The sequence below is a fragment of the Mycobacterium sp. E1747 genome (assembly GCF_001667775.1).
GTDB lineage: Bacteria > Actinomycetota > Actinomycetes > Mycobacteriales > Mycobacteriaceae > Mycobacterium.
On the sequence record NZ_LZJI01000128.1, the window covers coordinates 55,413 to 69,772 of the forward strand.

Annotated in this window: 8 protein-coding genes and 2 pseudogenes; 3 read left to right on the forward strand and 7 right to left on the reverse strand. The window is 63.2% G+C overall.

Annotated elements, in window-relative coordinates:
* Nucleotides 1–55: 55 nt before the first annotated feature.
* The 6 genes and pseudogenes from A5695_RS12870 to A5695_RS12895 form a co-directional block, all read right to left on the reverse strand.
* A pseudogene (locus A5695_RS12870) lies at nucleotides 56–1,288 on the reverse strand (lytic transglycosylase domain-containing protein); the annotation flags it as partial.
* Between the two features lie 1,161 nt (nucleotides 1,289–2,449).
* Nucleotides 2,450–3,124, reverse strand: coding sequence for an MBL fold metallo-hydrolase (locus A5695_RS12875; protein WP_082946045.1), 675 nt, complete (start codon nucleotides 3,122–3,124; stop codon nucleotides 2,450–2,452).
* The gene (locus A5695_RS12880) at nucleotides 3,125–4,210 is read right to left on the reverse strand and encodes an S-(hydroxymethyl)mycothiol dehydrogenase (protein WP_068082054.1); all 1,086 of its coding nucleotides are present in this window, start codon (nucleotides 4,208–4,210) and stop codon (nucleotides 3,125–3,127) included. It lies immediately after the preceding gene.
* Between the two features lie 97 nt (nucleotides 4,211–4,307).
* Nucleotides 4,308–5,171: an alpha/beta hydrolase-fold protein gene (locus A5695_RS12885; protein WP_082946046.1), complete on the reverse strand. Its 864-nt coding sequence runs from the start codon at nucleotides 5,169–5,171 to the stop codon at nucleotides 4,308–4,310.
* A gap of 442 nt (nucleotides 5,172–5,613) precedes the next feature.
* Entirely contained in the window at nucleotides 5,614–6,624 is a 1,011-nt protein-coding gene (locus A5695_RS12890; protein ID WP_197515475.1) for a cytochrome P450, read from the reverse strand.
* Between the two features lie 382 nt (nucleotides 6,625–7,006).
* Entirely contained in the window at nucleotides 7,007–7,501 is a 495-nt protein-coding gene (locus A5695_RS12895) for an Lrp/AsnC family transcriptional regulator (protein WP_068082059.1), read from the reverse strand.
* Nucleotides 7,502–7,630: 129 nt separating this feature from the next.
* On the opposite strand from A5695_RS12895, the gene A5695_RS12900 reads away from it, so the two are divergent.
* Both A5695_RS12900 and A5695_RS12905 read left to right on the forward strand, forming a co-directional pair.
* The gene (locus A5695_RS12900) at nucleotides 7,631–11,134 is read left to right on the forward strand and encodes an indolepyruvate ferredoxin oxidoreductase family protein (protein WP_068082063.1); all 3,504 of its coding nucleotides are present in this window, start codon (nucleotides 7,631–7,633) and stop codon (nucleotides 11,132–11,134) included.
* 10 nt (nucleotides 11,135–11,144) lie between these two features.
* Nucleotides 11,145–12,365: an NAD(P)/FAD-dependent oxidoreductase gene (locus tag A5695_RS12905; protein WP_068082107.1), complete on the forward strand. Its 1,221-nt coding sequence runs from the start codon at nucleotides 11,145–11,147 to the stop codon at nucleotides 12,363–12,365.
* A gap of 60 nt (nucleotides 12,366–12,425) precedes the next feature.
* Here the strand turns inward: A5695_RS12905 and A5695_RS12910 are convergent, their stop codons facing one another.
* Nucleotides 12,426–13,406, reverse strand: a complete 981-nt coding sequence (locus A5695_RS12910; RefSeq protein WP_068082070.1) for an amidohydrolase family protein — start codon at nucleotides 13,404–13,406, stop codon at nucleotides 12,426–12,428.
* Between the two features lie 480 nt (nucleotides 13,407–13,886).
* Here A5695_RS12910 and A5695_RS12915 point away from each other — a divergent pair.
* A pseudogene (locus A5695_RS12915) lies at nucleotides 13,887–14,360 on the forward strand (hypothetical protein); the annotation flags it as partial.

Genomic DNA, 14,360 nt, shown 5'->3' on the forward strand with positions numbered 1-14,360 from the left:
ACAACCCCTGTGCGCCGCTGCGGTATCCGTAGGCATTCTTCGCGCCGCAGTAGGCACCCACGGGCGAATCGGCGGCCGATGGTGGGCTCGTCGAAGGTGCTGGCGGAACGTTTGCCGCTGCTCACTGCGGAGCGCCGGGCGCCGGCAAGGTAACCGGGGGCGGCCGCGGTGGAGACAGCGGATCCTGACTTCCGATGCAAATGAGCGTGCATCCAGGCTGTTGCGTCTGCGCCGGTACCTGCTTGTCGGGCACCGTCCATGGGGACGTCGGCGGCTGACCAAGGACCTGAGTTGGGACGAATTCAACCAGCGGTATCCGCGCCAGCGGATCGTCGGCGGGCAGCCCACTGATATTCATCGGGAGTCCGGGGCCTAACCCCTCAGGATGCTGGTCGTGTGCATCCCCGAGCGGTGGCGGCGGCCCGCTGATCGGCGGCAGTTCGACCGGGACAACGCCGGTCGCATAAGCCGCCGCCCAACCCAGCACATTCTGGGCATATGGCATCGAGTTGTTGTAGCGCAGAATCGCCGCCATCACCTGCCTCGGATCGCGAAGGTCGAGGCCGCCTGCGCACAAGTACCGCGCAGCCGCGAGCGTGGCGTCGAATAGGTTTTGCGGATCCGCTGTGTGATTGCCCTCGCCGTCCGAGGCGTACCGCGCCCAGGTGCCGGGCAAGAACTGCATCGGACCCATCGCGCGGACGTAGGTAGAGCGGCCGCCGACGCTACTCTGCAGGATCACCTCGTTTCCGGGCAGCGTGCCATCAAGTGCGGGTCCGTAAATGGGAACGACCGCGGTACCGCGTGCGTCAACGGCGCCGCCGCCCGCGTGGCCCGACTCGATGCGCCCAATGCCGGCCAGCAAGTTCCAGCTAAGGCCACAGCCGGGGGACTCGACCGCCATCCGTTCTTCCGCAATACGGTAGGCCGACAGTGCGATCGCCGGAATACCCAGTGCACCACCCGAATTTACCAACGGACTCGCTGACGGAGCCGCGAAGGCTGGCGCGGCAAGATGAAAGCTGTTCGGAGGATGGGCGAGCGGGACCACGGCGGGGCCCCGGCGCGTATCCTCGGCGGCGCTAACGTGCGCCGCCGGAGAAATCACCGTGCCACGCAAAGCCGTATTGGGCGTGGGGATTTGCGGAGCCGCAGCACCAACGGCACCAGCAAGTACCACGGGGGTTACCGTTGCAACGGTCAACGCCGGCGTTCGCGCCACGCGAAGAACGCGCTGGCTCACCGACCCGAGACCAAGACGGTACAGCGGCCGAACGGCCAAGCTCATACGCGATCTGTACGCCAGGTCGGGTTTCTTGGTGTGGTGAATCAGACGGTGACGTGCCATTTTGTTTTGCCTCCTTTCACGCACGCCGTACGCGGCACTGGCGTCAGCACCGCGATGAATCGAAATCGACGCGATTGACGCCTCGTCGCAACGAGGGCTGTAGCTCGCATATGTTTGGCTGTTGGGGCGGATCTTTCGTCCCTGAGTGACACCGCCGCAGGCCTTATCGACATGGCTGGCCGCCGCAACGTGCGGAAGTTGTAGTGCCGCACCACGTCATAGACGTATTCCGCACTCATTCCGCCTCCAGGCCGCCGCAGCGGTGAGTTGCCGGCGGGTTCGGGCTCTGGCCGGGCACGGACTCGACCGCCGCGGGACATCGGAATCACGTCGCTATCACGACCGCATTCAGTCCTTGGTCACCCAATGGGCGAACCGTCGCAAAATCGGTTGCGAGCCAGTAAGAGTGGCCCGATTCGATTACACGGCCCTGCGCGTCGGGCAGTGACGCAGTGCCGGAAACCACAACCAAGACACCGCCGCCGCGCAGTGCCAGCCGTGTTTGAGCGTGCGGACGTAGGCGCAGTCGATACGCCGGCCACCGTCCCGGTTCGGCTTCTGCCCGTAGTTCTCTGGTCTCAGGCAAAGGTTGGGGTAACAGATAGTCGCGCTCTAGCTCGACCCCGATGATGCGTAGGGGGCATTGATTCGATGGGTGCGCGATGACCCGGTGGATTAAGGGCAAGCTGTGGTGTGGTTGCAGTAGGACTGTGCCGACAGGGATCTGAACCCATCCTCGCGAGAGCCTGCGACCGGCCCGAAGACGCGCACGGGTTGCAACCCCTGTCGAGCGTCCCAACACGGCTTGCATCAGCTGATGTCCGGGCTCGTCCGATCTGGACCGGCCGGTCGTGGTTCTTATGTAGATGGTGTCGCGGTGGTGGCGGTGAAACAGTGTTGAGTTCCCAGGTGCGATGGTTACCTCATAAACCCTGACGCCGCGGATGCGAAACTGCTCGACGTGGTGTGGCTCGGCGGACACATCGACCCAGTCGACGCCAAGGTCGCGCCCGTAATCGATCTCACCCATGGCGGCTCAACACGCGAAAATACGGCCGTCGGTTACTTCGTAACTACGCAGCCGCGGCATGGGGACGGCCATCACCGTCTCCTCTTGGGTGCTAATTGAGTTGCTCGGCAATAAAACTCGCGTTTTACATGCGGAGGCATCCACTGATCACAGTGTGCAAGTTCAGCTCCGATGGTGGTGCTGCGGCCGTGGCCGGTGTAGACGACAGTTTCTTCCGGAAGCGAACCAAGGCGTTGAGTTATCGAGACCACGATGGTGGGAAAGTCGGAGTAGGAACGGCCAGTCGCACCGGGGCCGCCGTGAAACAGGGTGTCGCCGCTGAATAGTGCGCTGAGCTCGGGCGCGTACAGGCACGTCGAGCCCGGTGAGTGACCGGGAGTGTGCACCGCGCGCAACTCGATGCCGCCAACACTGAGGACAGAGTCGGGGGCGAGGGGCTCAAAATCGGTGTTCTGGTGGGTCATCTCCCACAGCACCTGATCACCCGAGTGCATCATGACCGGGGCACCGAAGAACTGACCGAGTTCAGGTGCGACGGTCACATGATCGTTGTGTCCATGGGTGCACACGACTGCCACGACATTGCGTCCACGTACCGCCTCGATGATGGGCGCTGCCGTGTGCGCGGCATCGATCACGACGACGTCGGAGTCGTCGCCGAGCAGCCAGACGTTGTTCTCGACTTCCCAGTTGCCGCCGTCGAGCGCGAACGTGCCATGGGTCACCACCCGCTCGATGTGGGCCATCTAGAGGATCACCACCGACCGAAGCACTTCACCGGAGTGCATCTTCTCGAAGGCCTTTTCGACGTCATCGATCCCGATCCGCTCGCTGACGAAGCGCTCCAGCGGTAGCCGACCCTGCAGGTACAGATCAACCAGCGTCGGAAAGTCTCGTTCGGGTAGGCAGTCACCGTACCAAGACGACTTCAGCGTCCCGCCGCGTGAAAAGAAATCGAGAAGTGGTATCTCAAGGCGCATATCCGGAGTAGGAACCCCAACCAGAACAACCGTGCCTGCCAGATCCCTTGCGTAGAAAGCCTGTTTCCAAGTCTCGGGCCGGCCGACGGCGTCGATAACTATATCGACGCCGAACCCCTCAGTCAGGTCCTCGATGGCTTCCAGCACGTCGCCATGGCTCGCATTGATGATCTCCGTGGCACCGAAATCCTTCGCCCACTCCAATTTCCTGTCATCGGTGTCAATCGCGATGATTCGCTTGGCACCGACCAGCCGCGCGCCAGCGATCGCCGCGTCGCCGACGCCGCCGCAGCCAATCACGGCGACCGTATCGTCGCGGGTGACTCCACCGGTGTTGACCGCGGCGCCTAAACCTGCCATCACGCCGCAGCCAAGCAACCCGACCACCGCCGGGTCACCAGCCGGGTCAACCTTGGTGCATTGCCCCTCGGCCACCAGCGTTTTGTCAGCGAAAGCCCCAATGCCAAGCGCTGGCGCCAACTGGGTGCCATCCGCGAGTGTCATCTTCTGCTTCGCGTTATGGCTCTCGAAGCAATACCATGGCCGTCCGCGACGGCAGGCCCGGCAATTGCCGCAAACGGCGCGCCAATTCAGCACCACAAAATCCCCTGGGGCCACCCGCGTGACACCGCTCCCGACGGACTCCACAGTCCCGGCGGCTTCGTGGCCGAGTAGAAACGGATAGTCGTCGGTGATACCACCGTCCCGGTAGGTGAGGTCGGTATGACATACGCCGCATGCCGCTATGTCCACGACGACCTCACCCGGGCCCGGATCAGGTATCACTATGTCAACCAATTCGACTGGTTGAGCCTTGGCTCGCGAGATCACACCGCGCACGACCTGATACATCGATGTGTTCCTCCTCATATCCCGATCTCGGTAAGAATTCTTCGCATAACAGGCGCGACTCTTGCTGTAGCGCAACACAAACGGGTTGCTGGCGTAGCTACCTGATCGACGAGACCACATCTCCCGACATGGCAGCCAGCTGTGGACCCCAGCTCGACCATCCATGATCGCCGCTCGTGGGGAAGTCGAAATGCCCGTTCTGCCCGCCAACTTGGCGATAGTGGGCGAAGAAGACCCGATTGCTGCCCTGCGCCTGATCGGGGTATCCGATCATCGCGGCCGGATCACTGGCGGTCAGTGTCCCGGGACTGAACACCCACAGGCGAGTATTGTTGTCGGCCAACAGCTGGACATGGGCGTCTGGGTCGCGCCATTTCCACCGGCCAAGCTGCGCGGCGCCCCACATGTTATTGGTATCGACCCCACCGAATCTCATCATGCCCGCGGTGATCGCGCCGTTGAGAGTGGTGTTCCCCGGGGTGAGGAATCCCGACATCGAACCGGCGTAGCGAAATCGATCCGGATGGAACTCCGCCAGTGTCATCGCCGCTGTGCCGCCCTGTGAAGCACCGATGATCGCATGGCCGAAGGGTGCTGATCCCTTGTTGGCCGCAAGCCAGTTCGGTAGTTCCTCCGCGATGAAGCTCTCCCACTGCTTGCTGCCGTCCTGCTCCCAATTGGTGTAAAGACTGTAGGCGCCTCCGGCCGGCGCGACGATTGAAACACCCTTACCACCAAGAGCATTCATCGCATTGCCCGCGGTCACCCAGTTACTGACTGTCTCCCCGGCATTGAAGGCGTCGAGCAGATACACGACATGGGGGCCGCCCGACAGAAACGTCACCGGGATATCCCGGCCCATCGCCGCAGACGGCACCATCAGCTGTTCTACACCTGGAGCAGCTCGCACCACCGGTGATAACCAACCCCCAGCTACCCCGACAAGCACCGTGACCGCCATGCGTGCCAGACTCGTTCCAACTCGGTGATACCAGCCGTTAAAAGTCATGAGGGAGTGGTCGATTCGGGCTGTCTCGGCTAGTTGGCCGGATACGCGGGCGGTGGATAGACGCCCCTGAGGATCCAGGCGAACCACGACGTGGCGTACTCAAGTTCGTCGCTGGCATCATAGTCAGGCACTGGGTCCATGTCGTCACCCCTCTCGTATCGGCTCGACGCTACGGAGTCAGTCGCAATTCCGAAAGGCGCTGTCCGCGAGCAGCTCCGGTACAACGTTATGTTGACCGGCTGCTCTTAGGTGTGTCCACATGCGTTCCGCATGATTGAACCGAATGCCGTCACCATGGCGTTGGCTCCTCACGGCACGGTGGTGCCCGATTAGCGCTTACTTTTCGTCAATCCAGCCGTGACACCCGGTCGCGCGGGTGCGGTGTGTATGCCGATCAGCGCAATACGACGGGAAGCTCCATCACCGTGCTGATGGTTGGTGTGACCAAATCCCGGACGTCGTCGCATATCTGGTAGTTCGGGTACCGGCGGAGCAGTTCGCCGAAGGCAATGCGTGCCTCCAGCCGTGCGAGATGCGCACCGAGACAGACGTGTTCACCCCACCCAAATGTGAGGTTTCCCTTATGCAGCGGCCGGAAGGCGTCAAAAGCGAGCGGGTCCGGCCACACTGTCTCGTCGCGATTGGCGCTGCGATAGAACATGGCAACACAATCTCCGGCCGCGATGGGCTGGCCGGCGATCGCGGTGTCCTCGGTGGCGGTACGGATGAAGGCGGTGACGGGCGAGACGACCCGCAGACACTCTTCGACAGCGGCCGGAATGTTGGCAGGCTCGGCAACGAGGCGCTGTCGTTGGTCTTGATGTTGTGCAAGAAGGTAGGCCCCGCCGGCCAGCAGGCTTCGCGTGGTCTCGTTGCCGGCCACCAGGAGAGCCACGCACATCGTGTGAACGGTCTCGGCTGAGAGTCGGTCTCCGTGAATGTCGGAGTGCATCATGAGGCTGATGAGGTCGTCGGCGGGGCTTGCGCGCTTCTCGGCTAGCAGTTCGGCCAGGTAGACGTTCATGGCGCCCAAATGCGCGCCTGCGACCGCGGCCCGCTCCGGAGTGGTGTCGGGCTGGATCAGTTCCACCATGGCCTCGCTCCACAGCTTGAACGACGGCCAATCCTGCGCAGGGGCCCCGAGAAGCTCGGCGATCAGGCGAATCGGGATGGGTGCGACGAACGATGCCACCAGATCCAGCGGATGTGTGTCGTCCAATGACGAGAGCACCTCATCAACGATCTCGCGGACGCGCGACTCAAGGCGCGCGACGGAGGGCCGGGTAAACGCCGAGCTCAGCACGCGGCGGACCTCCATATGCCGGGGTGGATCAAGCTCGATCAGGTTCTCCCCCGATGCGCTGCCTGCTCGGGCGAGCCGGTCCTCATCGAGTTGGTCGCCCATCATCACGCCGCGTGCCGAGGAGAATGTCTTAGGCCGCTCGGAGACGGACTTGACGTCCTCGTATCGAACGACGCTCCAGAACCGCCCCGGCCCATACCAGGCCACCGGCGCTTCGCGACGCAGGACGGCGCACGCGGCGTCGATATCGACCCCGCCGAAGCCAACCTCGTCAAGTTTGAGCCCGGGAACAACCTCGTCCGCGAGCAGCCTGCCCCTGGCTTCAGTAGTCACAATTCACGACCAATCGGTTACTGAACACTCGTCTTGCCCGCCGTAAGACTGTCCGGCGGTATCTCATCGTGAACTTGTGCCGGTTCCCATGTCCACAGCAGTTCCGGATGCCTGAACGGCCTCCCCCAGCAAGATCATCTGGGTGTCATCGCTAGCCGCCCGATCGACCGCGCCCCGCCGCTCGGGTGAGGCGCTTGAGCAATGGGCCGACTCGGTAGGGCACCGGTGTCGACAACGCAATGTGCGTTGTCGTCCGGTTCACACCTTCGATGTCGTACATCTCCTGGATCAGGTGCTGCAGCTCTTCGTGAGTGCGAGCGGCGATGCGCACCATAAGATCTGCGCGCCCCGTTGTCACGTGCACCTCCAGAACATTGGGCATCATGCCCAGGGCGTCGATCACGGCTTGCAGCGCGCCCTGCGCAAGCTCGATGTCCACGAATGCTTCGACCGGAACGCCCACATCGACCATCCCGACGCGAACGCTGTATCCGACCACGATTCCTGCGGCCGACAGCCGCGATAGGCGAGCGTGAATGGTATTGCGTGACACCCGCAATCGATGTGCCAGCTCCATGACGCTCTTGCGCGGATCCTCCGATAGCGCCGATACCAGGTCCGCATCCAGCTCGTCGATGGTTGTCATCCCGCCTCACTCCCATCAAGTCTCTACACCGCAGCTATACATATTGCTCGGTTATTGCGCGAATTGTTGCGCGTTATGAGGTCCTAACAAAAAATACCATTTCATGTTGATGAGTCTCCGGCTCGGCCAATGACGACCACCTCAGAGTCCGCCGGTGTAGAGCTCAGGGCATACACCTTGGATCAGCGGTTTCGACCAGGCGAAGGTGCTGTCGTCCTGACCGGTTTGCAAGCCGTGCCCCGTCTCTTGGTGGAACAGCATGTGCGCGACGTTCGGGCCGGTCGCCACACAGCCAGCTTGGTGTCTGGGTACCCGGGTAGTCCGTTCGCCGGGATCGATAAGGCCCTTGCGGAAGCACCTGAGCTCGCGAGCCACCACGGGATGCGTTTCGTCCCGGGCCTCAACGAAGAGCTTGCCGCAACGGCCGTTTGGGGCAGCCAGTCCGCGCTGCCCGCGGGCACCCGCAGGTGTGACGGCGTAGTCGGTGTGTGGTACGGCAAGGGGCCAGGCGCCGACCGCTCCGGCGACGTGCTGCGGCACGGCAATTTGTACGGCGCGGATCCGAACGGCGGGGTTCTGGTCTTGGTCGGCGATGATCCCGGCGCCAAATCGTCTACGGTGCCCTGCGCGACGGAAAGGACGTTGGCGGCCCTGGGCATGCCGGTCCTTTTTCCACGAAACAGCGAGGAGCTCATCACCTTCGGGCTGTACGGAATTGAGCTGTCGCGCGCGTCGGGGTGCTGGGTCGGCATGAAGGTTGTCGCCGACGTCGCAGACGGTCTCTGGAGCGTCGACAACGATTTCGCCGCGTTGACAGTTGAGCGGCCCAGGATTTCCTGGCAAGGCCGGCCGTGGACCTACCGGCAACGTGTGATGCAAGTGCCCAGCGACAGTCTGCTCGCCGAAGCGGACTTGCTCGGACCGCGATGGGAGATGGTCCGACAGTTCGCTGCCCTCAACGCCTTCGACCGGGTGGAGGTCGATGCCCCAGATGCCCGGCTGGGCATTGCGGCCGTGGGCACGTCCTTCGATCACACTCGTCAGGCCTTACTGGAACTCGGGCTTGACGATGACTCGTTGAGGCGAGCCGGCATACGGTTATTGCGCATTGGTATGCCATACCCGCTTAGCGACGTCCCGTTCCGCCAGTTCGCCAGTGGCCTGAGCGAATTGGTGGTTGTAGAGGAGAAGATCGCATTCGTCGAAACCCAAATACGAGATCTCCTCTACGACACCCCCAACGCCCCACGGGTGTATGGGAAACGGGACAGCAGCGGCGAATGCCTAGTCCCGGCCACTGGCGCGCTGACGGCAGACCGCCTAGCCGGGCCGCTGCGCCGCGTGCTGCGTGACAGAGTTGAACTCGCGGCGCCGGCAAAGCGACTGCCCCTCGTTTCTTTGATCCCGACGTCCCGTATTCCCTACTTCTGCAGTGGATGTCCGCACAACCGCTCTACGACCGTGCCCGAAGGGTCGGTCGCAGGCGGCGGGATCGGGTGTCACACCATGGTGACGATCGTCCCCCGGGAGACGTCTCAAGTGACGTCGCTGACTCAGATGGGCGGCGAAGGCGCCCAATGGATTGGGCAAAGCCCATTCAGCGACATCGGACATATCTTCCAAAACCTCGGTGACGGAACCTATTTCCATTCCGGGCAGCTAGCGATTCAGGCCTGCATCGCTGCGGGGGTGAACATCACATACAAGATTTTGTACAACTCTGCGGTCGCGATGACCGGTGCGCAGGACGCGCAGGGCGCACTCGATGTGCCCACACTGACTCGCAAGCTTCACGCCGAGGGCGTAACGCGTATTATCGTGTGCGCCGATGATCCCCGCCGGTACGGCGGACGTAGAGCGCGCAACAAGTGCTTTGCCCCGGGCGTGCTGGTATGGCACCGCGACCGGCTTGATGAGGCGCAGCGGTTACTGCGCAACATGGTCGGAGTGACGGTGATCATCTACGACCAGCGCTGCGCCGCCGAAGCGCGGCGCCTGCGCAAGCGTGGAAAACTGCCGCCCATCACCCAACGCGTCGTCATCAACGAAGCGGTCTGCGAGGGCTGTGGCGACTGTGGGGCGAAAAGCAACTGCTTGTCGGTGCAGCCGGTCGACACCGAACTGGGCCGCAAAACTCGCATCGACCAATCCTCTTGCAACGTTGACTTCTCGTGCTTGGCCGGCGACTGCCCGTCCTTCGTTACCGTCGACGTCGACCCAAGCGTTGCATCGGCCGCTACACCGTGGTCCCCGCCGCCGGCAGTACCCGAGCCCCAGCTGCCAGTGGTCAGTTCCTCATACGACATCTATCTGGCTGGCATCGGTGGCACCGGCATCGTCACGGTGAACCAGGTGCTGGCCACGGCGGCGTTGCAGCAGGGACTGCAATCGGCCGGTCTGGATCAAACGGGGTTATCGCAAAAGGCCGGGCCAGTCACATCACACCTTCGATTGTCGGCCGGCCAGCGCGAACCCGCCAACCGCCTCAGCGAGGGTGGGGCCGATTGCTACTTGGTCTTCGATCTCATGGTCGCGGCCGAACCCACCAACCTTCGGCGTTGCGATCCCGCGAGCACCGTCGCCGTCGTCTCCACCAGTCGCACCCCGACCGGGATCATGGTGCACGACCCCGCCATTCCGTATCCCAGTGAGTCCCAGTTGCTGGGGCGTCTCTCGACCGCTTGCAGCCGACTCATCTCATTCGACGCCCTGGATGCCGCGCGAGCGCTCTTCGGCGCAACCGACGTGGCAAACCTGTTGGTCGTGGGCGCGGCATACCAACACGGCCTGCTGCCGGTGTCGGCCGCTGCGATCGAGTCGGCCATCACGATTAACGGTGTGGCGGTGGCGGCCAATATTGCCGCCTTCCGATGGGGTCGAGTAGCCGTCGCCGACCCCGCCGCTTTCGGTGCGGCCACGCGCCAATCATCGGCCCAATCTGCCACGACCGTTGATACCGAGCGGTGGGTCGCTGAAACCAGCCTGAAGGGCGAGACCCGGCGCGTGGCAGGCATTCTCGCTGCACAACTGTGTGCCCATTCCGGGTCGGGTGCCGCGCTCCGCTTCATCGAATTGGTGGAAGCTGTCGCACAAGCCGAGCGTCTCGCCGGTGAGGGCAGCGCACTGAGCTGTGCCGTCGCCCGTGGCTTGCACCGGTTCATGGCTTACAAAGACGAATACGAGGTCGCTCGGCTGCTCACCGATCGCGAAGAGCTACGCGCAATATTGGCGCAGGTCCCGGGCGCTCGGCGCATTTCGTTCAATCTGCATCCGCCCACCCTGCGGGAAGCTGGCATGGGCCATAAGATCCGACTTGGCCCGATGTGGCGGCCCGCGTTGCGTGGGCTTGCGAAGGGGCGCTTCTTGCGCGGAACCTGCTTTGATCCCTTCGGGTATACGCGTATCCGCCGAATCGAGCGAGCACTCATCGACGACTACATCGCGCTGATTGACCAGCTACAACAAGATTTGCCGCAACACGGTGATGAGCTCGCGGCCACCATCGCTGCTACCGCCGAACTGGTACGCGGATACGAGGAAGTCAAGCTGCGTGGCGTGGACGCCTACCGGGCGCGGCGCGCCGAACTCGGCTATCCGATCGGAACCGCACTTGCCGACCTCCTGGACCGCTGACGAGCGCGGCATGACTGACCACATGCAAGTCGTGATTGTCGGCGGCGGTTTGGCCGGCTGGCGCACCGCAGAAGAATTGCGTGCCGCGGGATTCGCCGGAAAGCTCACCATCGTATGCGAGGAGAACTATCCACCCTACGACCGTCCCCCGCTGTCGAAGCGGCTCCTCAAGACCGACGTTGACCCTGCGCCCGAAGTCCTCGAGCGGAGCGGCAGCACCGCCGAATCCCTTGAGATCGACCTGCGCTGTGGCGTCGCGGCCAGGGCGCTGCGGCCCGGAGCCGTCGTGACTGAATGCGGCGAGCAACTCCGGTACGACGCGCTCGTTATCGCCACCGGGGTGCGCGCCCGTACATTGCCGGCGCTGTCGGGGCACCCTCGCGCCCACCTGTTGCGCACGTTCGACGACGCGATGGCACTACGCTCGGCGATGGCTACCGCGCGCAGCCTATTGGTGATCGGGGCCGGTTTCATTGGTGCCGAGGTGGCAACTGCAGCCCGCGACCGCGGACTGGAGGTCACCATCGTCGAGGCGCTCAAGGTGCCGTACGAGCGCAGCCTTGGCCCACTCGTCGGCGGCATCGTCGGGCGCATGGCCAACCGCTACGGCGTAGCGCTGTTGACCGGTCGCGGCGTGCACGCGGTCGACGACGACACGGACGCAGTGACGGTAAGGCTGACCGACGGATCATGTCGATCGGCTGACATTGCAGTTGTCGGGATCGGATCGAAGGTGGACACCGAATGGCTGGCAGGTGCCCGACCGGCGGGCTGCTGGGCGACAGGTATCACTTGCGACGGCGCCGGTCGCGTACAGGGCATGGCCACCGCATTCGGTCATGTATATGCGCTGGGCGATGTCGCGTCCTGGCAGGACGACCCCGAAGTCGGGCCGGTGCGCTTCGAGCACTGGAACACCGCCGTCGAGCAGGCGCCCATCGTGGCCCGCGGCTTGATGCGCGACCTTGCCGGTGCCCACCGGGAGCGAACACGACCGCTGCTGCCCTACTTTTGGTCCGATCAATACGGCCGCAGGGTCCAACTGCTCGGCCGGCCGCGGCTGGCCAACCGCGTGGAACTTCTGCACGGTGAAGAGCCGGCGGATCCGCAGGCTCCGCCGCCCCGCAAGCTGCTGGCCGGCTATTACGCGGGACATTCACTGGTAGCGGTCGCTGCCATAAGCGCGCCGGCGTTGTTGATGCGGTACCGCCAATTACTCGAGAACAACTAAGTGACGACGCCTCCGACACGTCAAGCGGGAAATTCGGCGCTGCGAGGCAGCGCTCGGGTATTAAGGCGCGATACTTTGCTGACCCGCGGTGACCGATGCCCACTGTGGCTGCATGCTCAGCCTGGGCAGCAGCGCCAAGGCATTGACGTGGTTGATGCCGTCACGGGTGATGTCGTCCAACCCGGGAAAGGAATCCAGACCCTCGGCGAAGTATTGGCTGGCCGTCAAGCTGCACAGCGGGATGTCGGATCCGAAGGTGATGTGGCCGGGATTGGCGAACGCCAGGAGATTTGGCAGCGCGGCAGGGCTCGAGGACAGCGACGTGTCGAAATAAAAGCTGGAGAATTCGTCGAGCGTATCCAGAGGATTTCGACGAGTGTCGCCCAGGATGGCTATCGCGAGACGATGCGCGGCGTAGGGCACGAAGCCGCCGGCGTGCGACAAGATGAACCGAATGTTCGGATAACGAAACCGGATCAGGTTGCGCACCAACAAGTATGTTGCCCGGGTGGTGTCCAGAAGGAAGTCCGCGACGAACGGCGGTATGTCGGGCATAGCTGGTCCGGGCAACTCGGCGGGATGCACCAACACCACCGCGGACCGCGCGTCGAGCGCCTCGAATACTTCGTCCTGGCCTGGTTGACCCAAGTAGATTCCGGCCGAATTGGCCAGCAGCACGATGCCGTCGGCATGCAACTCATCCAAAGCGCGGACGATTTCGGCGACGGACTCGTCGATATGTGGCATGGGCACGGTCGCAAAGAACCCAAATCGTTCAGGCCTCTGCTTGACAAGGTCCGCGGTGTAGTCATTGATGTCGCGAGCCAAGGCGGCGGCATCAGACCGATGGGAAACTATGGTGGTGCCTGGCGCGGATACCGAAAGGATCGCAGTGCCGATACCTAGCTGAGCCATCATCTCGAGTGCGAATTCCGGATTCCAATCCTGGTGGACGCGCCCGGAAACCTCCCTACCCGACTTATGCAGAAGTCTTCCGTACTCGGGCGGGATCAGATGGTGGTGGGTGTCGATTCGAGGTATTGGTCATCCTCACTTCGTCGGAGAGACCGGCACGGCGCAGCGCCCAATCCTGCGGCGCACACCAAAGCGGTAACGTTGCCAAACTCGTTTGAGCTTATCGGCTTTTCGAGTTAACGAGAACACGGGTGGATCGGTGTGTGTCGATGTCCGAGCAGGAATATGCGTCCCGCCACGTGCTGGGTTGCTCAGTCAGGCTGTCGACATAGGTCGACGTCGCAGGTCGCGGCGTTATCGGAGCGCCGGCGACACTTGACCGGCCGACGCCCAGCACTGCCAGGGGGCCGCCCAGCTGCCGCGAGATCGGTTCCGCCAGTTGACACCAGCTATGACCAAGCAGGGTCACGCATAGTTCTATGCATTGAAGGGGTCGCACTAGACGGCCCTCGCCGCTTTCGGAGACCGCACTCAAGATCGCGACAGGAGGGTAGCTCGATGGCGCACGCGCTTGCTGGTTTCGCAACGAGTCATGCCACTGCCTTGATGGGGCCCGACGAATGGGAGAGCACCCGTACGTTGCTGCGCGGGATCTACGCAGACCGCATCGGATCCGAGCCTCCGCCTGGCCCGGACGGTTACGAGCAGGAGGACTTCGAGGACGCGGCCCGGCGGTTCGCCAAGATCGAGGCGGTACAGAACCTGATCCGGCAGCGGTTGGCGGACCTGGAGCCCGACCTACTGATCATCATCGGGAACGACCAGGACGAAAACTTCGGCGCCTTCGGTGCCCCTCAGTTCGCCATTTATACCGGCGAGCAGGCCTTGGTCAACGACCGAATGTCGCAAACATCGCAGGTATACCCATGTGACCGGCCGTTTGCGCTGGAGTTGTTGGGACACTTGCTCGATGACGGTTTTGACGTCGCGCAAGTGTGGAAGCCACATGGCGAGGCGCTGGTTGCACATGCATTCACCCAGGTCGCCCATCACTTCGTTCCCGATGCCAGGACACCGATT

What these genes read in the sequence shown, in the direction of transcription:
- A5695_RS12890 (WP_197515475.1), bottom strand. Translation starts at nt 6,624, where the DNA reads ATGGGCGACCAACTCGATGAGGACCGGCTCGCCCGAGCAGGCAGCGCA.
- A5695_RS12900 (WP_068082063.1), top strand. Translation starts at nt 7,631, where the DNA reads ATGACGACCACCTCAGAGTCCGCCGGTGTAGAGCTCAGGGCATACACC.
- A5695_RS12885 (WP_082946046.1), bottom strand. Translation starts at nt 5,171, where the DNA reads ATGGCGGTCACGGTGCTTGTCGGGGTAGCTGGGGGTTGGTTATCACCG.
- A5695_RS12895 (WP_068082059.1), bottom strand. Translation starts at nt 7,501, where the DNA reads ATGACAACCATCGACGAGCTGGATGCGGACCTGGTATCGGCGCTATCG.
- A5695_RS12880 (WP_068082054.1), bottom strand. Translation starts at nt 4,210, where the DNA reads ATGTATCAGGTCGTGCGCGGTGTGATCTCGCGAGCCAAGGCTCAACCA.
- A5695_RS12875 (WP_082946045.1), bottom strand. Translation starts at nt 3,124, where the DNA reads ATGGCCCACATCGAGCGGGTGGTGACCCATGGCACGTTCGCGCTCGAC.
- A5695_RS12905 (WP_068082107.1), top strand. Translation starts at nt 11,145, where the DNA reads ATGACTGACCACATGCAAGTCGTGATTGTCGGCGGCGGTTTGGCCGGC.